At 36.3% G+C, this 23,574-nt stretch carries 21 protein-coding genes and 1 pseudogene; 11 read left to right on the top strand and 11 right to left on the bottom strand.

The genetic code is table 11. The features are described from left to right. Positions 1–44: 44 nt before the first annotated feature. The 3 genes from NZ698_RS03175 to NZ698_RS03165 all read right to left on the bottom strand — a co-directional run bounded on the left by NZ698_RS03175 (position 45) and on the right by NZ698_RS03165 (position 1,813). Positions 45–575, bottom strand: a complete 531-nt coding sequence (locus NZ698_RS03175) for a GNAT family N-acetyltransferase (RefSeq protein WP_263001645.1) — start codon at positions 573–575, stop codon at positions 45–47. 18 nt (positions 576–593) lie between these two features. Beyond that, positions 594–1,199, bottom strand: coding sequence for a DUF2911 domain-containing protein (locus tag NZ698_RS03170; RefSeq protein WP_263001644.1), 606 nt, complete (start codon positions 1,197–1,199; stop codon positions 594–596). A gap of 128 nt (positions 1,200–1,327) precedes the next feature. Beyond that, positions 1,328–1,813 carry a hypothetical protein gene (locus tag NZ698_RS03165; protein WP_263001643.1) on the bottom strand — a complete coding sequence of 162 codons (486 nt, stop codon included), beginning with the start codon at positions 1,811–1,813 and terminating at the stop codon, positions 1,328–1,330. Positions 1,814–2,173: 360 nt separating this feature from the next. Here NZ698_RS03165 and fucP point away from each other — a divergent pair, with 360 nt between their 5' ends. The 9 genes and pseudogenes from fucP to NZ698_RS03120 all read left to right on the top strand — a co-directional run bounded on the left by fucP (position 2,174) and on the right by NZ698_RS03120 (position 10,074). Continuing rightward, the gene (gene fucP / locus NZ698_RS03160) at positions 2,174–3,451 is read left to right on the top strand and encodes an L-fucose:H+ symporter permease (RefSeq protein WP_263001642.1); all 1,278 of its coding nucleotides are present in this window, start codon (positions 2,174–2,176) and stop codon (positions 3,449–3,451) included. A 126-nt stretch (positions 3,452–3,577) separates the two neighbouring features. After that, positions 3,578–5,218, top strand: a complete 1,641-nt coding sequence (locus NZ698_RS03155) for a UxaA family hydrolase (protein ID WP_263001641.1) — start codon at positions 3,578–3,580, stop codon at positions 5,216–5,218. A 210-nt stretch (positions 5,219–5,428) separates the two neighbouring features. After that, positions 5,429–6,193 (top strand): SDR family NAD(P)-dependent oxidoreductase, encoded by a 765-nt coding sequence (locus NZ698_RS03150; RefSeq protein WP_263001640.1) that lies wholly within the window; start codon positions 5,429–5,431, stop codon positions 6,191–6,193. Between the two features lie 189 nt (positions 6,194–6,382). Beyond that, positions 6,383–7,234, top strand: coding sequence for a fumarylacetoacetate hydrolase family protein (locus NZ698_RS03145; protein ID WP_263001639.1), 852 nt, complete (start codon positions 6,383–6,385; stop codon positions 7,232–7,234). Continuing rightward, positions 7,231–7,559 (top strand): annotated as a pseudogene (locus NZ698_RS03140) (L-rhamnose mutarotase). Before NZ698_RS03145 ends, NZ698_RS03140 begins: the two are co-directional and overlap by 4 nt. A gap of 16 nt (positions 7,560–7,575) precedes the next feature. After that, positions 7,576–8,400: an amidohydrolase family protein gene (locus tag NZ698_RS03135; protein WP_263001638.1), complete on the top strand. Its 825-nt coding sequence runs from the start codon at positions 7,576–7,578 to the stop codon at positions 8,398–8,400. 319 nt (positions 8,401–8,719) lie between these two features. Next, positions 8,720–9,502, top strand: coding sequence for an L-fucose dehydrogenase (locus NZ698_RS03130; RefSeq protein WP_263001637.1), 783 nt, complete (start codon positions 8,720–8,722; stop codon positions 9,500–9,502). Between the two features lie 58 nt (positions 9,503–9,560). After that, a complete protein-coding gene (locus tag NZ698_RS03125; RefSeq protein ID WP_263001636.1) occupies positions 9,561–9,791 on the top strand; it encodes a hypothetical protein in 231 nt (76 codons plus the stop codon). Beyond that, positions 9,781–10,074: a type II toxin-antitoxin system RelE/ParE family toxin gene (locus NZ698_RS03120; protein ID WP_263001635.1), complete on the top strand. Its 294-nt coding sequence runs from the start codon at positions 9,781–9,783 to the stop codon at positions 10,072–10,074. Before NZ698_RS03125 ends, NZ698_RS03120 begins: the two co-directional genes overlap by 11 nt. A 50-nt stretch (positions 10,075–10,124) precedes the next feature. Here the strand turns inward: NZ698_RS03120 and carB are convergent, their stop codons facing one another. The 3 genes from carB to NZ698_RS03105 all read right to left on the bottom strand — a co-directional run bounded on the left by carB (position 10,125) and on the right by NZ698_RS03105 (position 15,777). Beyond that, positions 10,125–13,304, bottom strand: a complete 3,180-nt coding sequence (gene carB / locus NZ698_RS03115) for a carbamoyl-phosphate synthase large subunit (RefSeq protein WP_263001634.1) — start codon at positions 13,302–13,304, stop codon at positions 10,125–10,127. A gap of 262 nt (positions 13,305–13,566) precedes the next feature. After that, on the bottom strand, positions 13,567–14,640 hold the full coding sequence (locus tag NZ698_RS03110) for a carbamoyl phosphate synthase small subunit (protein ID WP_263001633.1): 1,074 nt from the start codon (positions 14,638–14,640) through the stop codon (positions 13,567–13,569). Between the two features lie 246 nt (positions 14,641–14,886). Then, positions 14,887–15,777 carry an aspartate carbamoyltransferase catalytic subunit gene (locus NZ698_RS03105; protein ID WP_055859643.1) on the bottom strand — a complete coding sequence of 297 codons (891 nt, stop codon included), beginning with the start codon at positions 15,775–15,777 and terminating at the stop codon, positions 14,887–14,889. Positions 15,778–16,019: 242 nt separating this feature from the next. On the opposite strand from NZ698_RS03105, the gene NZ698_RS03100 reads away from it, so the two are divergent. Continuing rightward, positions 16,020–16,481 (top strand): Lrp/AsnC family transcriptional regulator, encoded by a 462-nt coding sequence (locus tag NZ698_RS03100; RefSeq protein ID WP_047442942.1) that lies wholly within the window; start codon positions 16,020–16,022, stop codon positions 16,479–16,481. 541 nt (positions 16,482–17,022) lie between these two features. After that, positions 17,023–17,487: a hypothetical protein gene (locus NZ698_RS03095; RefSeq protein ID WP_263001632.1), complete on the top strand. Its 465-nt coding sequence runs from the start codon at positions 17,023–17,025 to the stop codon at positions 17,485–17,487. 24 nt (positions 17,488–17,511) lie between these two features. Here the strand turns inward: NZ698_RS03095 and argH are convergent, their stop codons facing one another. From argH to NZ698_RS03070, 5 genes are all read right to left on the bottom strand, one after another. Then, positions 17,512–18,816: an argininosuccinate lyase gene (gene argH, locus NZ698_RS03090; protein ID WP_263001631.1), complete on the bottom strand. Its 1,305-nt coding sequence runs from the start codon at positions 18,814–18,816 to the stop codon at positions 17,512–17,514. Positions 18,817–19,123: 307 nt separating this feature from the next. Further along, positions 19,124–20,206: a M20 family metallo-hydrolase gene (locus NZ698_RS03085; protein WP_263001630.1), complete on the bottom strand. Its 1,083-nt coding sequence runs from the start codon at positions 20,204–20,206 to the stop codon at positions 19,124–19,126. After that, complete coding sequence (argB, locus tag NZ698_RS03080; RefSeq protein WP_263001629.1) at positions 20,181–20,975, bottom strand: acetylglutamate kinase; 795 nt, start codon at positions 20,973–20,975, stop codon at positions 20,181–20,183. The genes NZ698_RS03085 and argB overlap by 26 nt, the downstream gene beginning before the upstream one ends. 127 nt (positions 20,976–21,102) lie before the next feature. After that, positions 21,103–22,101, bottom strand: coding sequence for a Rossmann-fold NAD(P)-binding domain-containing protein (locus NZ698_RS03075; protein ID WP_263001628.1), 999 nt, complete (start codon positions 22,099–22,101; stop codon positions 21,103–21,105). A gap of 196 nt (positions 22,102–22,297) precedes the next feature. After that, positions 22,298–23,437 carry an aspartate aminotransferase family protein gene (locus NZ698_RS03070; RefSeq protein WP_263001627.1) on the bottom strand — a complete coding sequence of 380 codons (1,140 nt, stop codon included), beginning with the start codon at positions 23,435–23,437 and terminating at the stop codon, positions 22,298–22,300. Between the last annotated feature and the right edge of the window lie 137 nt (positions 23,438–23,574).

Raw genomic sequence — 23,574 nt, 5'->3', positions numbered from 1 at the left:
ATTTAAAATTTGCTCAATCAGAAAAATCTGCGAGAAATTTAAGTTTAATTAAGATCATTTTCCTTTTTGATTTCATACACGAAATTGGTTCTTGTAGGTTCTCCAAAATAGGCCACTTCTTCCTCCTTAATTTTGTTTCCGCCAAATCTTTCTAAAGCGATTTGTGATCGGAAATTTTCTTTTCCAATATGAAAGTAAACTTTATCTACAAATTGGAAAATATAATCTAACATCAGTTTTTTAATCTGTGGATTGATTCCTTTTCCCCAAGAGTTTGTTCCGTAAAATGTGTAACCGATGAAAATACTATTTTTAGATTTATCAAAATCATAAAAGCGTGTGCTTCCCAAAATTTTACCAGAAGATTTTTCAACGATTTTAAAAGCTCCTTTGCTTTCCATTGCTCCTTTAAAAAAGTTCTCGAAAACATCTCTTTTGTAACGGTCTTTATTCGGATGCTGTTCCCAAACTTTCGGATCTGAAGCAACTTCGTATAATAACTCAAAATCCCCTTGTTGTAAGGGGATTATTTGATATTTTTCGTTTTCTAAAACAGGTTGAATAGAAAAATTCATTTTTATAAAAATTATTTCTTAGCTTTTTGCTTTTGCAGCGTCAGATTCTATTTTTTTGATTTCTTTCAATTTCTCGGCAATTTTTGTAACTGCTTCTGGTTTTGCAGGTTTTAAACCAATTTCAGCTTGAGCCATATCCCATTTGATCACTAAGTTTCCTGAATTTTCGTCAGTCGGATTTAAAGTAATCTCAAACCACTCTTGTTTGTCTGCCAATTTATTAACGGGAACCGTGACATCTACAACATCCTGTTTCGGGTCATAAGTGTAGGCGCCCCACTGTTGGAAATCTTTATTTAAAATGACTTTCCATTCTTTTTCTGTTGGTACGATAAATAATCCGTAAGTTCCTGCAGGAACCATTTTTCCGCCAAAATTCACAGACTGTCCGAATGTAATCTTGGTTGATGAGTTTGCACCCGCTCTCCAAACCTGTCCGTAAGGAACCAACTCTCCGAAGATCTTTCTTCCTTTCACACCCGGTCTTCCGTAATCGATGCTGATTTTAGACATAGAAAACTGCTGCTCAACTTTCTGACGCGGACTTGCTGCCGGTACAGAATAATCCTGGGCAAAACTGAAAGCCGAAGCCGAAATGCAAACTGCGAATAATAATTTTTTCACTTTTTTAAATTTTGCTAAAATTACAAAATCGAAGTTATAAATTATTGGCTGAAGTTGCTAAATTTTGTTAAAGTAGCATTTAAATTAAATACAAAACTTTACAAAAAACTTATCATGCTGTATGATTTTTACATTCCCATCATCATCGACATATAGTAGTTGGCACAGTGTAAAGAAATGAGGAGCAAAATATTTTTTTCGTCAAATGTTTCTAAAATTTCGGATGTTGTAATCTGATATCCATAATTCAAACTATTCCACTTAAAATTTGGTTTCATTATCAAAAGTTCAGTTCCTTTTGGGTCTGTCAGGATAAATGATTCTTTGAAAAAACCCGCATGTTTAAAAGTATAGCTTTTCTCATGATCTAAATACGTTTGTAATAAAATATTCCCATCCCAATTCATTGTAAATTTCAAAATCATCTTTTTGCCGTCTTTTACCTCCACCGTCGTTCCCCAAAAACCTTTGGGCTCAACCTGATATTTTGAATTTAAAATATCAATTTCAGCATTGAATTTAAACCAGTTTTTATAGTTCAATTCCCCGATTACTTTATCTCCTTTTGCTAATTTGAAACTTGTGAATTTTTCTGAGGTTGCAAGATATTCCATATTATTTTTTCAGCTGTATTTTGAATCTAAATTACATTTTTTCACTTTAAATTAAATATGAAATCAATTTAAAATTATTATTACAACTTATATCTAGTATTTAAAAGTTACATTTTTCATTCATTTAAAAATTTCGTCAATAATATATCAAATTAATAAAAAAATCACCTGCTAACCGAACTGTCTTGTACCATCCTGTACTGTTAATTTTTTATTGCTAAAATTTGTATACTTTTAAAAGATCAGAATTATTTTAAATCTTTATGAATAATCAACAAATTCCTTAAAGTAAAAATATTGCGCAATCGATTAACCATTATGTTGTAGGCAAAGACAAATAATTTGTAAATAAACAAATACATGAATAATAACCCTTCAGAAAACTTAATTTCTTCTATCCCCAAAAAAAGAAATTACAGCCTTCCACTCATTCTTATCACGAGTTTGTTTTTCTTCTGGGGATTCATCCATAATCTGGATCCAATTTTAATTAAACACCTTCGAAGTGCTTTTCAATTGAATCATTTCCAGGCTTCCTTAGTGGATTCATCTGTTTTTGCCGCATACTTTTTATTGGCAATTCCGGCAGGGATGATCATTCAGAAATATGGTTACAAAACAGGAATTCTGGTCGGATTATTCTTCTTTGCAGCAGGATGTTTTCTGTTTGTTCCGGCGGCCAATACCGTCAGTTACCCATTTTTCCTCGGGGCTTTATTCGTTTTATCCTGTGGTCTGGCCATTTTAGAGACTGCAGCCAATCCCTACATCACCATTTTAGGACCGCCTGAAAAAGCCACACAGAGATTAAACTTCGCACAGTCTTTCAACGGTTTGGCGGCGTCGATAGCTCCAATCGTTGGCGGAATTTTCATCTTGAGTGAAGAACCAAAATCGCAGGAAGAACTTGCGACGCTCAGTCAGGCAGCAAAATTAGCTTACATTCAGGCTGAAACTTCGCTGGTAAAAGGACCTTACATTATTTTAGGACTGATTCTTTTATTGGTCATGTTTCTATTTCTATTCATCAAACTGCCTGATGTAACGGAAAGCGGTGAGAAATCTACAAAAAACTACTTTCAGGTTTTAGGCGTGAAAAATGTAGGATGGGGAGTTTTAGCACAGTTTTTTTACATTGGTGCGCAGATTTACATCTTCAGTTTCCTTTTGGTTTTTGCTGAAGACGCCATTGATATGAAAGGTCAGGAAGCCAAATATTACGCTGGAGTAGCAGGATTTTTATTTATGGTCGGCCGTTTTGCAGGAACCTTTTTGATGAAATATATTTCGCCACAAAAACTCTTAAAAGTTTACAGCGTGATCAGCATTGCTCTTACGGTTTGGGTCATCTTCGGATCAGGAATTTCGACTTTGTACGCATTGGTTGGCTTAACATTCTTTATGTCTATCATGTTCCCAACGATTTTTGCTTTGGGAATTGAAGGTGCAGGATCAGATACAAAACCCGCTTCAAGCTTACTGATTATGTCGATTGTCGGAGGCGCAATAATTCCTCCTGTTGCGAGTAAAATAACAGATATTTCGGGGAATATTCATTTTTCTTATGCAGTTCCTCTTTTATGTTTTGTAATAGTTTTACTGTTTTCTTTAAGATTCAGAAATATAAAGTCTTCATAAAAAATATCGATGATCTTGGTTAAGTGAAACGCCTTTGTAAAACTAAAAAAACAGTAATCAGAAAAAAAACTTAGAGAACTTTGTGTTCGAAAAACCAACACAGCAGACATTCAATTTTAACTAAAAATGAGCAATTTAATTTTAAAAATAAATCCAAAAGACAACGTTTTGGTCGCACTTCAGGATATTCCTGCGGAAACTGAAATTGTCTTTGAAGGAAATACATACACTACTCTGGAAGCCATCCCTGCCAAACATAAATTCTTTATGAATGATATGAAACAGGGCGATGAAATATTCATGTACGGTGTTTTGGTCGGGAAAGTTCAATATGATCTGGCATCAGGAACGAGAATGACGACGGATAATACAAAGCATGCTGCCGATCCGTTTTACTATCGTGATGTAGATTATCAATGGACAAAACCTGATGTTTCCAGATTTCTGCATAAGACTTTTAAAGGATACCACCGTTCAAATGGCGATGTGGGAACAGCCAATTACTGGCTGTTTATTCCAACCGTTTTCTGTGAAAACCGTAATCTTGATATCATTAAAGAATCTCTGTACGACAGTTTAGGGTATGCGGTCGATGCGAAGTACAAGGATTACACGCAACAATTAGTAGAAGCGATTTCTAAAGGAGATAATTTGGATGAGCTTGATTTTTCGCCATCCAATATTCCGGCGAAAGAAAGAATTTTTAAAAATGTAGACGGCATTAAATTTCTGAATCACACCGGCGGTTGCGGCGGAACCAGACAGGATTCGGATTCCCTGAGCAAACTTTTGGCAGCTTACGCAGATCATCCCAATGTGGCAGGAGTAACTTTGTTAAGTCTCGGCTGTCAGCATCTTCAAATCGATAATTTCAAACGGGATTTGTATAACCGCAATCCTGATTTTGATAAACCTTTACTCGTTTTCGAACAGCAGAAAGCGGTCAGTGAAGAAACCATGATTAAAAATGCGATTTTTGAAACACTGAAAGGTCTTCAGGAAATTAATACAATCGAGCGTGAAGATGCACCGATCAGCAAACTCTGTGTTGGTGTGAAATGTGGCGGAAGCGATGGTTTCAGCGGCATATCGGCAAATCCGGCGGTCGGACATCTTGCAGATATTCTTTCCGTTTTAGGAGCAAAAGTTTTGCTGGCAGAATTCCCTGAATTATGTGGAGCCGAACAGGAATTGATTGACAGGGCTGTAGATCAGCCGACCGCAGAAAAATTCATCAGGCTGATGACAGAATATGATGAACTGGCGCACGCTGTCGGCTCAGGATTTTACATGAATCCATCGCCCGGCAATATTAAAGACGGACTGATTACCGATGCCATCAAATCTGCAGGAGCAGCAAAAAAAGGCGGTTCATCGCCTGTTGTAGATGTTTTAGATTATACTGAGCCAGCAACAAAACCAGGATTAAGTTTAGTCTGCACGCCTGGAAATGATGTGGAAGCAACCACGGGAAAAGCCGCTTCGGGAGCGACTTTAATATTGTTTACAACTGGACTTGGAACACCTACTGGTAATCCGGTTTGTCCCGTGATCAAAGTGGCGACCAATACGGTTTTGGCTACGAAAATGTCGGATATTATTGATATTGATACCGGTGCAGTTGTTCGTGGCGAAAAAACCATTCAGGAAATGGGAGAAGATATTTTGGATTTCTGTATTGATGTGGCAAGTGGAAATATTATTCCTAAAGCCGTGGCATTGAATCAGGATGATTTTATTCCGTGGAAACGAGGGGTAAGTTTATAGTGAAGAGCCAAGTAAAAAGTAGGAAGAGCCAAGGTAAAAATATGCAGTCAACAATTCCCCTCCTTTGGAGGGGTGTCAAAAATTCTTTGAATTTTTGACGGGGTGGTTTTGACTGTTAAATTTATCATCACTAAAAATATGCAGAACAATATTAAAAAAATCTTAGCGCCCTTTGCGTTAAAATAAATTATCAATAAAATTTAATATAAAATGTTTTCATTAAAAAATAAAAAAGCCGTTGTGACAGGCGGAGGAAGCGGAATTGGACAGGCGATTTCTGTTCAGCTTGCTACTAATGGTGCGGAAGTTCATATTCTTGAAATAACAGAACAGAATGGACAGGAAACTTTAGAAAAAATCAAATCAGCGGGAGGAAATGCGAAAGTTTATGCCTGTGATGTTTCAAAACAGAAAGATGTTTTGGAGATTTTTGATCAGATTGGAGCGATCAATATTTTAGTCAATAATGCAGGAATTGCCCATATAGGAAAAGCAGACACGACTTCTGAAGAAGATTTTGACAGAATTTATAATGTCAACATTAAAGGAGTTTACAACTGTCTGTTTGCTGCGATTCCACAGATTAGAAAATCTGGTGGCGGTGTGATTATCAATATGGCTTCCATTGCTGCATTGGTGGGAATTCCTGACCGTTTTGCGTACAGCACAGCAAAAGGTGCGGTGAAAGCAATGACGATGAGTGTTGCCAAAGATTTTATCAGTGAAAATATCCGTTGTAATTCTATTTCTCCTGCGCGGGTGCATACGCCTTTTGTGGATGGATTTTTACAGAAAAATTATCCTGATAATATTGAAGAAATGTTTGAGAAATTATCGAAAACACAACCCATCGGAAGGATGGCTCAGCCTGAGGAAGTTGCCTCGTTGGCGCTGTATTTATGCAGTGATGAAGCATCATTTATTACGGGTGTAGATTATCCTATCGACGGTGGTTTTACGACTTTGAACAATTAAAATTTGTAAATTAAGCTAAACCTTTTATTCGGGCTACACTACCCTAGCCCCGATAGAAACGGCATCCTTTTTTGTCATTGCGGTGGCTAAAAAGTACAACAATCAATCACGTTGATCGCAATGACAAAAAAGATATAGTGGATAGCGGGATTAGCTTCAAATAGAATTATACCTTCTAAAAAAAATAATATGAAATTAATAAAATTCGGAAAACCGGGACAGGAAAAACCGGGAGTCATTATTGATGATAAAAGATTTGATGTTTCTCATCTGGTAAAAGATTATGATGAAAACTTCTTTTCCGGTGACGCTATTGAAAATTTAAAATCGGAAATTAACACACAGAATTTACCCGAAATTTCTGCCGATGAAAGGCTGGGATCACCTTTGGCGAGACCATCCAAGATCATCTGTGTAGGATTGAACTATAAAGATCACGCAGCAGAGACTAATGCTCCGATTCCGCAGGAGCCTATTTTGTTTTTTAAGGCAACGACTGCAATTGTGGGTCCGAATGACGACCTGATTATTCCAAAAACCAGTACAAAAACCGATTGGGAAGTTGAGTTGGCCATCGTCATTGGAAAAAAAGCGAGCTATGTTTCTGAGGAAAATGCGCTGGAACATGTTGCAGGCTATGTTCTGCACAACGATTACAGCGAAAGAGCCTTTCAGCTGGAGAGAAACGGACAGTGGGTAAAAGGAAAAAGCTGTGACACTTTTGCGCCGATCGGCCCTTTCATTGCGACGCCCGACGAGATTGAAGATGTTCATAATCTGCGTTTGTGGCTGAAGGTAAATGGAGAAATTTTGCAGGACGGAAATACTTCCAATCTGATTTTTGATGTGCCTTTCATTGTCAGCTACATCAGTCAGTTTATGACTTTGCTTCCCGGGGATATTATCAGTACGGGAACGCCTGCCGGTGTCGGTTTGGGGCAAAAACCTGAGCCCTGGTATCTGAAACCAGGCGATGTGGTGGAATTGGGAATTGACGGTTTGGGAAGCAGTACGCAGAAAGTAAAAGCATACAACGAATGAAAAAATTCTGTCTCGCTCTAGACTTAATTGATGACCCCGAACTGATTGCTGAATACGAAAATTATCATCAGAATATCTGGCCAGAAGTCAGACAAAGTATTTTGGATTCCGGAATTATAAACATGGAGATTTACCGTGTTCAAAATCGGTTATTCATGATTATTGAAGCTGAGGACAGTTTTTCTTTTGAGGCTAAAAATGATGTGGATCAAAACATCCGAAAGTTCAGGAATGGGAAGAATTGATGTGGAAATTCCAGCAGCAGTTGCCTCATTCGAAAGCTGGAGAGAAGTGGCGGTTGATGGACAGAATTTTTACGTTATAAATAAGATTTGAAATAGATGATTATAGATTCTCACGTACATTTTTGGAATTTTGATCCGGTGCGGGATGCCTGGATCACGGAAGAGATGACCGCAATTCGGAAGGATTTTCTGCCTGAAGATTATTCGTTGCTTTTAAAAGAAAATCAGGTTGATGGATGTATTGCTGTTCAGGCTGACCAAAGTGATAAAGAGACTGCTTTTCTGGTAGATTTGGCTAAAGATAATCCGATGATCAAAGGTGTTGTCGGCTGGATTGATTTGGCTTCTGACAAACTTGAAGAGTCACTTGAAAATTATCAGTCTGAAAAAATCATCAAAGGTTTCAGACACGTCGCTGAAGGAGAAGAGATCGGTTTTTTACTAAAAGAAAATGTTCTTAATGGAATTTCGAAACTTCATCAGTTTAATTATACTTTTGATATTTTATTGAGACAGGATCAGCTTTCGGATGCTGTAAAACTTTCGGAAAAATTACCAATTCAACCGTTCATTCTGGATCATTGCGGAAAACCGGATTTGAGAACCAACGGACTGAAAGATTGGAAAGAAAATATTTCAGAACTGGCTCAAAACCCAAATGTTTACTGTAAAATTTCCGGACTATTGACACAGGGAAACTGGAATTTAATTGATGAAAAATCGATTTTTGAAATTTTAGATTTTGTTTTTGCAAAATTTGGAATTCAACGATTGGTTTTTGGAAGCGACTGGCCGGTGATGTTGCTGGGTGGAAATTATAAAGTTTGGCTGGAATTGATTTCAAAATATTTGGAACAATTTTCAAAAGAAGAACAGGAACAATTTTTCTATGGAAATGCTGTGGAATTTTACAGACTATGATTTTTAAACCACAAAAGACACAAAAGATTCTAACACATCAGTCACATTAGATTTAAGTTTAAAGGTTTGAGCATATCTAGAGCACATAAGTTTTAAAAATCAAAGATTTTTATTGGTGTGAAAAAGAATCTTAAAACTTTGGGCTTGGCTAAGTGAAATCGAAAATTCGATGTAATCAAACGCTTTTGCTTCAATTATATAATTAATTTTATTTGAATCGGTGAAACTTCGTTTTGCAAACGAAAAATATAAAGAACAATTATCAAAAATCCTTGCGACCATTGTGCTTAAAAGACTTTTAAAAAATTACGTTTAAATTATGAATTTACATCTTGATCATAAAGTGATTATTGTAAGTGGCGGTGCGAAGGGCATCGGAAATGCAATTGCGAAAATATTAGCCGAAGAAAATGCTTTGCCCATCATCATCGGCAGAAATGAAAATGACAATAAAAAAGCCGTTCAGGAAATCCTGGAAAATGGTGGAAAAGCCGGTTTTGTGACCGCTGAACTTTCTCAACCTGAAGAATGCAAAAAAGCCATAGATGAAGTCGTGAAAAAATATGGCAAAATCGATGGGATTGTAAATAATGCAGGGGTGAACGACGGTGTCGGTCTTGAAAATGGTTCCTACGAAGGTTTCATTTCATCCTATCATAAAAATGTGGTGCATTATTATCTTTTGGTGCATCACGCACTTCCCTATCTGAAAGAAAGCAAAGGTTCCATTTTAAATATCGGGAGCAAGACTGCAGAAACCGGGCAGGGCGGAACATCAGGTTATGCCGCAGCAAATGGTGCCAGAAATGCCCTTACAAGAGAATGGGCGGTGGAACTTTTGCCTTACAGCATCCGAGTGAATGCCATCATCGTTGCAGAAGCATGGACTCCACTTTACGAATCGTGGATTTCAACTTTTGAAAATCGTGATGAAAAACTGAAAAGTATTACTTCAAAAATACCTTTGGAAAACCGCATGACGACCTCAGAAGAAATTGCAAATATGGCAGCGTTTCTTTTATCGGAAAAGTCTTCGCATACGACAGGGCAATTGATTCACGTGGATGGCGGATATGTGCATTTGGACAGGAGTTTGGGGTAATGACAAGTATAATTTTATTAAATTCAAATAAATTTATAAATTTGTTTAAAACAAAAAAATGGAATCTGCTACACTAAAAAAAATCAATAAAATTCTTAAAGAAGCACCAGAAAATGTTTTGGAAAGAATTTTAGGATATATTGAAGGTCTTTTGGAAGAAGAAGACAATAATTTTAAACTTTCTGATGAACAAAAAGAAAGTCTTCAAAAAATAAAAAAAAGGTCGTACGAGCAACATACAGAAATTGATACTTTTCTTAATGAAATGAGTTCAAAATATGAAATTTAAGTTGATCATATCTGACGAAGCAAAAGCAGATGTTGAGCATTCCTATCTTTACTACAGAACTAAAGTCAATAAAAAAGTTGCAGATAATTTTTTCAAAGATTTTAAATCAAGTTTAAAAACAATTTCTAAAAATCCTTATTTTAAAATTTGGTTTGATGATTTTCATGGAAATTTAATGAAGAAATATCCTTTTCTTATATTTTACACAATAGATAAAAATGCTAAAGTCATTGTTATTTCAAGAGTTATTCATACTTCACAAAATCCTGAAAAATATCCATAAAAAAAGCGGAAGAAAAAATCTCCCGCTTTTACTTTATCTCAATCCGAAAACTACATCGTCTCCATCTTAAAGCTCATACTTTCAATCACTTTCAGAATCGCTTCAACTGTATCCATTGAGGTTAAACAAGGAACTCCGTTTTCAACGCTCATTCTTCTGATCTGGAAACCGTCTCTTTCAGACTGTTTTCCTTTCGTCATCGTGTTGACAACGTACTGAACTTTTCCTTTTTGAATCAAATCGATTAGGTTGACACTTTCCTCTCCGATTTTGTATCCAATTTTGCAAGGAATACCTTTTTCTTCGAAGAATTTTGCAGTTCCTTCTGTTGCCCAGATTCTGAAACCAACTTCGTGGAATCTTGAAGCCAGATCAGCAGCTTCCTGCTTGTGTTTGTCAGCTACCGTGAACAAAATTGAACCGTGCATCGGAACTTTTCTTCCGGCTGCAACCAATCCTTTGTACAAAGCTTTTTCCAAGGTCGTGTCTTTCCCCATCACTTCTCCTGTAGACTTCATTTCTGGGCCTAATGAGATATCAACTTTCGTTAATTTTGAGAAAGAGAACACAGGAACTTTTACGAAAACACCTTCTTTGTTTGGAACCAATCCGTTTTTGTAGCCTAAATCTTTCAGTTTCTGACCTAAAATCGCTTTCGTAGCAAGATTTGCCATCGGAACATCCGTAATTTTAGATAAGAAAGGAACGGTTCTCGACGAACGTGGATTAACTTCAATCACATACACATTTCCTTCAAAAAGAACGTATTGGATATTCATTAAACCAATTACATTCAATCCTTTAGCTAATCTTTGAGTATAATCAACCAAAGTATCAATTTCTGCCTGAGAAACATTCTGTGGCGGATACACCGCGATTGAGTCACCGGAGTGAACTCCTGCTCTTTCGATGTGTTCCATAATTCCAGGAATAATTACCGTTTCGCCGTCACAAATTGCATCGACTTCCACTTCTCTTCCCGTAATGTAACGATCTACCAAAACCGGCTGATCCGGACTTGCATCTACCGCAAATTCCATGTAGTGCGCCAATTCTGCTTCTGTGTACACAATTTCCATGGCTCTACCTCCTAAAACGTAACTCGGACGAACCAATACCGGATAACCAATTTCGTTAGCAATGACAATCGCTTCTTCTTTTGAAGTCGAAGTTTTTCCTAAAGGCTGAGGAATTCCCATTTCCTGAAGGGCTTTTTCGAACTTATCTCTGTTTTCAGCTCTATCCAAATCTTCTAGTGAAGTTCCTAAAATTTGAACACCATAAGCAGCTAATTTATCTGCTAAGTTAATCGCTGTTTGTCCACCAAACTGTACAACAACTCCTTTTGGTTTTTCAAGGTCGATAATGCTCATCACATCCTCTTCCGTCAAAGGTTCGAAGTATAATTTGTCTGAAATCGAAAAGTCTGTAGAAACTGTTTCAGGATTATTGTTGATGATAATCGCTTCGTAACCCATTTCTTTGATCGCCCAAACCGAGTGAACCGTTGCGTAATCAAATTCAACTCCCTGCCCGATTCTGATCGGACCTGAACCTAGAACGATGATTTTTTCTTTATCAGTAACTACTGATTCGTTCTCTTCTTCGTAAGTTCCGTAGAAATATGGAGTTTCAGATTCAAACTCAGCAGCACAGGTGTCTACCATTTTGTAAACCGGGACAATTCCGTTTTCTTTTCTGAAATTGTACACCTCTCTCTGTGTAGATTCCCATAAGTGAGCGATATTCTGATCTGAGAAACCTAATTTTTTAGATTCAATTAAAATATTTTTATCGAATCTGTTAGCTGCAATTGTCTTTTCGAAATCAACTAATTTCTTTAATTTCCAGATGAAGAATTTGTCGATTTTACTCCATTCTACAATTTGCTCCCAGTCGTAACCTCTTCTCAAAGCGTCACAAATGATGAACAGTCTTTCGTCATCACAAACTCTGATTCTTCTTTCGATATCTTCGTCAGTTAAAGCTGCAGCCTGTTTTGTTTTTAAACCTAAATGTCTCAAACCTGTTTCCAGAGAACGTACCGCTTTCTGTAGAGACTCTTCGAAGTTTCTTCCGATGGCCATTACTTCACCAGTCGCTTTCATTTGAGTTGACAGTCTTCTGTCCGCAGTTTCAAATTTGTCGAAAGGGAATCTTGGGAATTTAGTTACCACATAATCCAAAGCCGGCTCGAAACATGCGTAAGTTTTTCCTGTAACCGGATTCATAATTTCATCTAAAGTCAATCCCACAGCAATTTTAGCAGCGATCTTAGCAATCGGATAACCAGTTGCTTTTGATGCTAATGCTGATGAACGGGAAACTCTTGGGTTTACTTCGATAATATAGTAATCGAAAGAATGTGGGTCTAAAGCCAACTGCACGTTACATCCACCTTCAATTCCTAAAGCTCTGATGATTTTCAGTGAAGCGTTTCTCAGCAGTTGATACTCTCTGTCTGAAAGAGTCTGGGAAGGCGCCACAACAATTGAATCACCTGTGTGAACTCCCACCGGATCTATGTTTTCCATGTTACAAACCACAATCGCGTTGTCGTTTGCATCACGCATTACTTCGTATTCAATTTCTTTGAAACCTGCGATTGATCTTTCGATCAGACACTGCGTCACCGGACTGTATTTCAATCCTAATTCAGCAATTTCTTTCAATTCAGTTTCGTTGGCAGCGATTCCACCACCAGTTCCACCCATTGTAAAGGCAGGACGAACAATCACCGGATAACCGATTTCGTCAGCAAAACGGAGTGCTCCTTCAACTGTTGTTACAATATCAGATTCCGGAACCGGTTCGTTTAATTCTCTCATCAATTCACGGAACAGATCTCTGTCTTCCGCTCTGTTGATAGCAGAAAGTGTAGTTCCTAAAACTTCCACTTTGCACTCTTCAAGAATTCCTGATTTCTCCAATTCTACGGCCATGTTCAAACCTGTTTGTCCACCAAGAGTCGGTAAAAGTGCATCCGGACGTTCTTTTCTGATGATGTGACTTACAAACTGAAGTGAAATCGGCTCGATGTAAACTTTGTCAGCGATTTCAACATCCGTCATAATCGTCGCAGGGTTTGAATTGATCAAAATTACCTTGTACCCTTCTTCTCTCAGTGAAAGACAAGCCTGCGTTCCTGCGTAATCAAATTCCGCCGCCTGACCGATGATAATTGGGCCGGAACCGATTACTAAAATTGTTTTTATGTCGTTTCTTTTCATTTTTAAATTTATCCTTTTGTTGTTGAACCCTTTCGGGTTCGGATGATGATTGTTTCACCAATACCATAGGTTTCACCTACGGCTATTTATATTAAATCCTTCGGATTCTTCTAATTTCCACCTTTTTAATTTGCAGCGAATTGCCCGCAGCCCGACTTGAGTGGAGCTCTTTTTGTGAGGAGGAGATCCTTCGACAAGCTCAGGACATGCTTACAAAAAAGCGGGAACGGAAGGCGGATAAGCTGCCCAAATAATTAATCTCCTACTTTTTAAAATCCTCCATCATCGTGATGAAATCATCAAACAAATAATTCGCATCTTCAGGACCCGGACTCGCTTCAGGGTGATACTGAACTGAGAAGCAAGGATGAATCTTATGTCTAAGACCTTCATTTGTTCTGTCATTCAATGCGATATGAGTCTCTATTAAATCTGTTTCTTTAAGGCTATCCTGATCAACTGCGTAACCGTGATTCTGAGAAGTGATCGCTACTTTATTTTTTTCCAAATCCAAAACAGGGTGATTTCCACCTCTGTGACCGAATTTTAATTTAAAAGTTTTTGCACCGCAAGCCAAGCCAATCAACTGATGTCCAAGGCAAATCCCGAAAATTGGAACTTTACCAAGCAATCCGCGGATCATTTCTAAAGCTTTTTGGTTGTCTTCAGGATCTCCGGGACCGTTGGATAACATAATTCCATCCGGATCCATCAGCAAAATTTCTTCTGCTGTAGTATCATGAGAAACAACAATGATGTCGCAGTTTCTTTGAGATAACTCTCTGATTATTCCTAATTTAGATCCAAAATCCACAAGTACTACTTTTAGTCCTCTTCCCGGATTGGCGTAAGAAGTTTTTGTCGAAACCTGCTCCACCTGATTGGTTGGGAAAGTAGTTGATTTTAATTCTTCAACGGTAATATTTTCGTCTGCATCTGCATTGACGATTTTTCCTTTTACCACACCTGAGTTACGGAGAATTCTTGTCAGCCTTCTGGTGTCAATTCCTGAAATTCCTGAAAGATTTTTCTTTTTAAACAGCTCCTGTAAAGTAATCTGAGTTCTGAAATTGGAAGGTAAATCGCAAATTTCCTTTACAATAAGCCCTTTAATTGCAGGTTCGATGCTTTCGTAGTCATCACGGTTAATCCCGTAATTTCCGATCAGCGGATACGTCATGCAAACAATCTGACCGCAGTATGACGGGTCAGAAATCAATTCCTGATATCCTGTCATTCCGGTATTGAAAACCACCTCTCCTGCTGTCTCCAAATCTGCTCCGAAACCTTCTCCATGAAATACTTCACCGGACTCCAGTATTAATTTTTTCTTCATTTTAACTTTTATCTTTATTTCTATTTTTTAATCTTTTCCAACCTATCAGATTTTTGATTCCGCCCTTTCAGGGCTCACGGACATCAATTTTTTCTTTAACTCCATGGGCTTCACCCATGGCTATTGACAGGTCGCCGTTTCAGGGCTTTTCTCAATGATAATTCTTTTTTAAAATTCGCCTTAATGAGTTAATTTGTCATTAAATATCAAAAAGTAAATCACTTGGCTCTTTTTACTTTTACCTTTTTACTTAAAAGAGAAACCTTTCTCCTCCAAGGCATTTTTCAGAATCGCCATTCTTGCGAAAACTCCATTCTGCATTTGTTTGAAAATTCTTGAGCGTTCACATTCCACCAGGTCGGTATCGATTTCTACACCTCTGTTGATGGGTGCGGGATGCATTATGATGGCTTCCTTTTTCATCGTTTTTTCTCTGGCTTTCGTCAGACCATATTTTTTATGATATTCGGACGCTGAGAAACTCATTTTTGAATCGTGTCTCTCGTGCTGGATTCTCAGTAACATCAAAACATCCACATCGTGAATCATCTCATCTACAGAAAGATACGTCCCGTTAATTAAAGCTCCTTCGTCAAACCACTGTTCAGGTCCTGAGAAGTACACTTTAGCACCTAATCTTCTTAAAGCTTCTGCATTGGAATTAGCAACCCGGCTGTGTTTAACATCACCAACGATTCCTATTTTCAATCCTTCAAAAGTTCCGAATTCCTGATAGATCGTCAGCAAATCGAGCATGCACTGTGAAGGATGATTTCCTGTTCCGTCACCACCGTTGATTACAGGAATGCTAATATTTTTTAATTCATCAAAATAACGGTCTTTCTTATCTCTGATCACGACAAGATTTACCCCTATGCTTTCAATCGTTTTTACGGTATCATATAAACTTTCACCTTTGTTGACAGAACTGTTGGATGCATCAAAAGGAACGACCTGCAAACCCAATTTTCTTTCGGCAACATCGAAGCTTGTTTTCGTTCTTGTGCTGTCTTCAAAAAACAGATTTGAGCAGAACACTTCGCCCTCAATTTTGGCAGTTTTTCCGTTGGCAAAAGCTAAAGCTTCCGTCAGTATCTTATTGATTTTCTCTGTACTTAGTTCGGTAATCGTAAACATAAAATCTTAATTTTTGAACATAAAAAAAGCGAAGAAAATATCTTCGCTTAAAATAAATAAATATCGTAAAGGGCGTCTACGCCCGGTAATTCTAATGATATAAATACTGTGTTATTCATTAGGTGCAAAGATATAACATTTGTGTAACATGACAAAGTGAAAGCCAAAAAAAATTAAAAAACTTCAATCGCTGGTTATTCTCATTTATTCTTAATATTTTTGTTAGAATTCAAATACAGTTTATGGACGCAAAAGACAGGATGATTCTCAGCATAATTCAGGAAGACTCTACCTTCTCGGTGAAAGAAATTTCAGAGAAAATAGGTTTAACCTTTACCCCAACCTACGAACGCATCAAACAGTTGGAGAAACAGGGGATTATTGAGAAATATGTCGGTCTTCTGAACCGTGAAAAACTCGGTTTAAATATTGTCGTTTACTGCAATGTTCGTCTTAAAGAACAGTCAAAAAAAGTTCTGGAAACTTTCGAGAAAAATATCATGCAACATGATGAAGTGCAGGAAATCATCAGCCTTTCGGGCGAATATGATTATATGCTGAAAATAATTGCAAAAGATATTAATTCTTATAATGATTTTACCGTCAACGTGATTTCAAATATTCCCAGTATTGGGCAATATCACAGTTCTATCGTGCTACATGAGGTGAAGAAGTCGACTAAGTTTAAAATTGATTTGGGGTAATACTTAAAATTGAACCATTTAGATTATTTATAATTATTAATCAATTTCAATAAAGCAACATCACTAATTTTTGGATAACAATGAACCATAATTTTAAAATTAATAATACTGATTTAAATTTGCAAGAACAAAAAACATTGACAAATTTTTTGTTTTCAATTACTCGTAAGACAAATACAAAGCTGTTATTTAGAGGTGAGAGCAGATGTAATATCAGCAAAAAATTAGATATTAAAGGTTATGATGATTTTATTGTAAAATTAAATTACTTCACATTTCAAATTGGAGAAAAAGGTCGAATTTATCAACAGGAATTTTCTGCTAAAATTAGTAATAAAGTACGTTTTCGATAAAAGATATTAGTGATAAGTTTTTCAGTTACATATTTGACAAATTAAATAATATAATAAATAAATCAAAAAACACTGAAATAATTAATTTTAAACGAGCAAACTTTACTTTTACAAATTATTTTAAAGATAAAGAACTAAAAAAAGATTTTCTATCAAAAATACAAACTCTATCTATTGAGGAAAAATTAATGGTTAGAGATTATTACCTGATTTTCTTACATAGAGTTGGTTATATTGGCTTCCATTACAATACATTCTTTATATCTACGACCCTTTCAGAAGATGTAGCAAAAAAATTTACTGACTCAAAAGATATCATTTTTGTTTCATGGAAAACACTCCCCATTAAAAGAAAAATTGATAACATTCTATCAAAAAGAGATTTACCCATAATCATCAAAAATATCTACATTAAGCAAAACGAAATATCAGTAAAAGGAGCATTGTTTCCACAAGATATTTTAGGCTTTATTGATAAAAGCACAAATAACTTTCATGTAAATCCTAATTTATTTAATTATCCTGATTTAATTGATTATATGATTGTTAATGGAATTCCTACTGACCAAAGTAATTTTTTTGAAGTACTAAAGAAAACAAATCATAGTGGCTATACTGTGAAAGATGAAAAAAATTATAACGACAATTTATAATTCTTTTTACAGATAATACCTCTTTTACCCTAACAACTTACCTTTCAACTTATTAAACTGATATTCAATTTTATCCAAACACAAATTTCCGATACTTCCCTGATGAGTATGATTTAATTTTTTTATTTCAAAATCAAACTCGTTATTTTCAATCTCCTGCCCTACTTTAACATAAGCATCACGGAATGAACTTCCGCTTTTTACTTCTTCATTGATTTTCTCTACGCTGAAAAGATATTTGTACTTTTCATCTTCCAGAATTCCATCTTTCACCTGAATATTAGGTAACGTATAGCTTAAAATTTCGAGACATTCTTTCAAAGAATCGATTGCAGGGAAAAGAATTTCCTTTGTCAGTTGCATATCTCTGTGATAACCCGACGAAAGATTATTCGTCAATAATATAAATTCATTCGGCAATGACTGAATTCTGTTGCAACGCGCACGAACCAACTCAAAAATATCCGGATTTTTCTTGTGCGGCATAATGCTGCTTCCTGTCGTAAATTCTTTTGGAAAACTTATAAAATCAAAATTCTGACTTAAGTACAGGCAAACATCATACGCGAATTTCCCCAACGTTCCTGCCAAAGTTGCCATTGCCATCGACAATATTTTCTCTGACTTTCCGCGTGTCATTTGAGCATATACTGAGTTATAATTCATCGATTGAAAACCTAAATTATATGTCGTACTCTCACGGTCAATCGGGAAAGATGAGCCATAACCTGCCGCCGATCCTAATGGATTTTTATTAATGATATTTTTAACCGAGAAAAGCATTTCCAAATCATCCAACAACGCTTCTGCATAAGCTCCAAACCATAATCCAAAAGATGAAGGCATTGCAATCTGTAAATGCGTATATCCGGGAAGCAAAACATTTTTATGCTGGTCTGCCAATTTGATTAATATTTGAAAGAATTCATCCGTCAATGTTGTGATCTCACGGATTTCATCCAGTAAATACAGTTTTATATCCAATAAAACCTGATCATTTCTAGAACGTGCGGTGTGAATTTTCTTTCCTGTGTCTCCTAATTTTTCAATTAAAATAGATTCAATCTGCGAATGTATATCTTCCGCATTTTTATCAATTTCAAAAGTTCCGTTTTCGATTTCTTTTAAAACTTCTTTCAATACAGATAACATCTGCACTGATTCCTCATTGGAAACAATTCCAACTTCTGCCAGCATTTTACAGTGCGCCATCGAACCCTTAACGTCGTATTTTGCTAAACGTTCATCGAAATCAAGATCTTTCCCAACTGTAAATTTATTGACTAATATGTTAGTTGCATTATCGTCTTTTTGCCATATTTTTTTCATAACTTTTTTCTTTAAAACATTAATTTTCTTTTGTCTTGAAATCGAAGATTCGACGTAGTCAAACAAAAGAAACAATCCCGAAGCTTCGGGACAAGACTTGGAAACTCCGGCTAAAATTTTAAATTATTTCCTAAAATTTCCAAAACTCGGGCGGGAAGTATTATTTGAAATAATTAGCTTATTTTTTGCCGCCACTCAGACAGTGGAAATTTTTTAACGGAAATAATATAAAATTTCTTAACGCCTCCGTTTCCTAAGTCGTTATTTGCAGACTTCATTTTCAATCTTCCCTCTTCCAGCTTCCAGTCTATAAAACTTTTTCAAGTATCTTAATATAAATCTCAATTCCCTCCGCAATTTCTTCGATAAAAATAAATTCATCTGCAGTATGAGAGCGCCTGCTGTCACCAGGACCGAGCTTCACCGATGTACACGGAATAATTGCCTGGTCGGATGATGTTGGTGAACCGTAAGTTGTTCTCCCGATTTCCAAACCTGCCTTCACAAATGGATGATCCTTTTCGATTTTTGAAGAATTTAGCCTGAAAGATCTTGCCGTTAAAGTTGATTTCATCTGTGACTGGATGATTGCAAACGCTTCCTGATTAGAATATTCATCAGTAACTCTCACATCTAATGTGAATTTACACGATTCCGGGACTACATTATGTTGAGCTCCCGCATGAATTCCCGACAAAGTCACTTTAACTTCACCCAAATAATCTGAAACTTTTGAAAATCTGAAATTTAAAATCTGCTGTACATCTTCCATACATTTCACAATCGAGTTATCATCGTTCGGATGAGCGGCGTGAGAAGGAGTGCCTTTCATTTCTCCGTCAATAACCAACAATCCTTTTTCCGCAATGGCCAGATTCATCTGCGTTGGTTCTCCCACAATGGCAAGCTCGATATTTGGTAGTTGGGGAAATAAAGCCTCTATTCCGTCAAATCCCGAAATCTCCTCCTCCGCAGTTAAAGCAATCACTAAATTATATTTTAAATATTCTTTATCAAAAAAATGCAGAAAAACCTGAGCCATTGATACCAAAGAAGCTCCTGCATCATTACTTCCCAATCCAAACAGTTTCCCATCTTTTTCAACTGCTAAAAACGGATCCAAAGTGTAAGCTTTATTTGGTTTTACCGTGTCGTGATGGGTATTCAGCAAAATTGACGGCTTGAAAACGTCGAAATTTTTATTTACCGCCCAAATATTGTTTTTAAAACGTTTAGTAGAAATATTGTTCTTTTTAAAAAAGCTTTCAATCTCCACCGACGTATTATATTCATCTTTGCTGAATGACGGAATTTCAATCAGTTTTTTCAACAAATCCACTGCGTTATTCAGTAATTCTTCTTTACTATAAACAGATTTCAGTTCCTGCATGCTTGTTTTCTATATGGTTTTTTAGTTCAGTTTCTTTAATTAAGAACACCTTACTTACATTATTTTGTACGGCTCCAAGAGCATTTTCTAATTTTGGTAAAATTCCTTTGTGTAATTTCCCTTCATTTTTTAAAACAGAAAATTCACCTTCAGAAATATTTTTTATAACAGATTCAGGATTTTCGACATCTTCCAAAACCCCTGATTTATCAAAGCAATACAATAATTCAACATCATATTTGGAAGATAAAGCCTGAGCAATTACCGAAGCAATCGTATCTGCATTGGTATTGAAAAGATTACCTTTTCTATCGTGTGTGATTGCTGAAAACACCGGAACAAGTTTAAGCTTAATTAATTTTGAGATTAATTTTCTGTTCACGCTTTTCTTCTCAATATCACCCACAAACCCGAAATCTATTTCTGCATGTTCTCTTTTTTTGGCTTTAATTAAATTCGCATCAGCGCCTGAAAATCCTATTGCCTTGCATTTTTTCTGCTGAAGTTTTGCCACAATATTTTTATTGATTCCACCCGCATACACCATCGCCACAATATCCAAGGTATCTTTGTCTGTGATTCTCCGGCCGTTGATCATTTTCTGTTCAACACCCAGTTTATCAGCCAATATGGTTGCTAATTTTCCGCCGCCATGAACTAAAATTTTCTTTTCTTTAATTTCAGAGAACTGTTCTAGAAATTCATTCAATAATTCTTCATCATCGATTAATACTCCGCCAATTTTTATGATGTATAGTTTTTCTTTCATTATTTAATTCATTTACATAGGATTGCATCCTATTCTGGATTAAGTCGTCCCTTGGGACTTTGATTGAACTTAATTAATTAACATGATTTAAAACCTAACGGGTTTCGAAAACCCGTTAGGTTTTATTTTACTTAGAATTCAATTCATCCAAAATCTCAGAGAACACAGCCTGTGCAGAGAAAATTCGGTTTTTTGCCTGTTGGTAAATGATAGAATTTTCACCATCCATTACTTCATCGCTCAATTCTACATTACGACGGACCGGAAGACAGTGCATCACCTTTCCCTGATTGGTATTGGCTAATTTTTCGTTCGTCAGCATCCAGTTTTCTTTCACTTCAGGCATTGCCGCGTAATCATCAAAAGACGACCAGTTTTTCACATAAATAAAATCTGCATCTTTTAACGCTTCCTCCTGATCATGAATCACTTTTACATCTTTCGTGAAGTTTTTATCTAAATCATAACCTTCAGGATTGGCGATTACCAATTCAACATCCATTTCCTGCATCCATTCTGCGAAAGAATTTCCTACCGCATGAGCAATCGGCTTGATGTGAGGCGCCCAGGTTAAAACTACTTTTGGCTTGCATTTTACACTGAGCTGTGCCTGTGGTGAGCTTGACGAATCGTCGAAGTGCCAGTTTTCTGTAATCGTAATACAATCTGCCAAACTTTGCAAAGGGTGACGCGTTGCCGACTCCAGAGAAATAACCGGAACTTTTGCATGTTGTTCGAACTGACTTAAAATGCTTTCATTAACATCATCTTCCTTGCTTTTCATTCCCGCAAAACAACGCACTGCAATAATATCGCAATATTGGTTTAATACTTCAATCGCATCTTTGATGTGCTCAACAGTATCACCGTTCATGACAGCTCCGTCTGCGAATTCCAAATTCCAGGCCTCTTGAGCTGCATTTAACGTTAATACATTTAAGCCTAAATTTTGCGCCGCAATCTGACTGCTTAAACGCGTTCTCAAACTTGAATTTAAAAATACCAGTCCGATTGTTTTTCCTTTTCCTTTCTCGGTTTCCGAAAGAGGATTTTTTTTAATCTGTAAAGCTTTTTTTATAATTTCCTGTAAGTTTTCAACGTCGCTTACAGAGGTGAATTTTTTCATAATGAATTGGTTGTTTTTACCACAAAAGGCATAAATTTAAACACATGAGTCACATTAGATTTAAGTTTAAAACTTTGAAAATATTTAGAACACATTAGTTGAAAATCAAAGATTTTCATAGACATTAATACCTTTTAAAAAGCATCAAAGATTCTTAAAATGATAAAGCTTTTGTGACTTTGTGGTTAATTAAAAATTATAGATTTTCTAAAACAGTTTTCAGTGCACCAATGAATAGATCGGTTTCTTCTTTTTTAATGTTAAGCGCCGGAAGTATCCTCAACACAGCCTTATCATTGGAGTTTCCTGTAAAAATATGATGATTGTACAACAGGCTGTTCCTCACTTCTGAGCAATCCCTGTCGAGTTCGATTCCGATCATCAGACCTTTCCTTCTGATGGTTTTAATATGTGGAAAATCTTTAATTTCGTTTTCAATATAAGCGCCCATTTCTTGAGCGTTTTCGATAAGATTCTCATCTTTCATCACGTCCAAAACCGCAATCGCAGCGACACAAGCTAAGTGATTTCCGCCAAAAGTTGTCCCCAGCAAACCGTTGCTTTCCTGAAATTTTGGGTGAATTAAAACACCGCCGATTGGGAAACCATTTCCCATTCCTTTTGCTGTGGTAATAATATCTGCTTCAATTCCGACTTCCTGATGTGCAAAAAAATATCCGCTTCTTCCGTAACCTGACTGGACTTCATCTAAAATTAAAACCGCATTGTATTTTTCACACAGTTCTTTAATTTTAGTTAAAAATTCAGCCGTTGGAATCATAATTCCGCCAACTCCCTGGATTCCTTCAATAATTACAGATGAAATTTCGCTTCCCTGATTTTCAAAAATGGCTTCAAGCAGTTCGACATTATTCCATTCAGATTTTATGAATCTTTCGTCATAATTTACCGGAGCTACTATTTTAGGATTATCAGTCACAGAAACTGCCGCCGAGGTTCTGCCGTGAAATGAACCTGAGAAATACAATACTTTGCTTTTTCCGTTGTGAAATGAAGCCAGTTTTAAAGCATTTTCATTTGCTTCAGCTCCTGAATTACACAGAAATAAATTATAATCTTCCAAACCTGAAAGTTTTCCTAATTTTTCAGCCAATTCAGTCTGCAATTCATTCTGAACCGAATTTGAATAGAAAGATATTTTATCTAACTGGTTTTTTAATTGAGTTTGATAATGTGGATGGTTGTGTCCGATAGAAATTACCGCGTGACCTCCGTAAAAATCAAGATATTTTTGTCCTTTATCATCCCAAAGAAATGATCCTTGAGCTTTTATTAGATTGATGTTAAATAATGGATATACGTTGAATAAATTCATGCCTATTTATAAATGATAATTGATGTTTGATGAATGATTTACAAATTCATCACTAAAATTTTTTTTTTAATTTTTCTTTTGCCTTGAAGCAAAAGAAACAAAAGTTCAAGACTGGAAACCCAGCTAAAATTTTAAAT

The organism is Chryseobacterium edaphi (assembly GCF_025628985.1).
GTDB lineage: Bacteria > Bacteroidota > Bacteroidia > Flavobacteriales > Weeksellaceae > Chryseobacterium > Chryseobacterium edaphi.
Note: the sequence above shows the minus strand (reverse complement) of the source record. Positions and strands in the feature narration are given on the sequence as shown.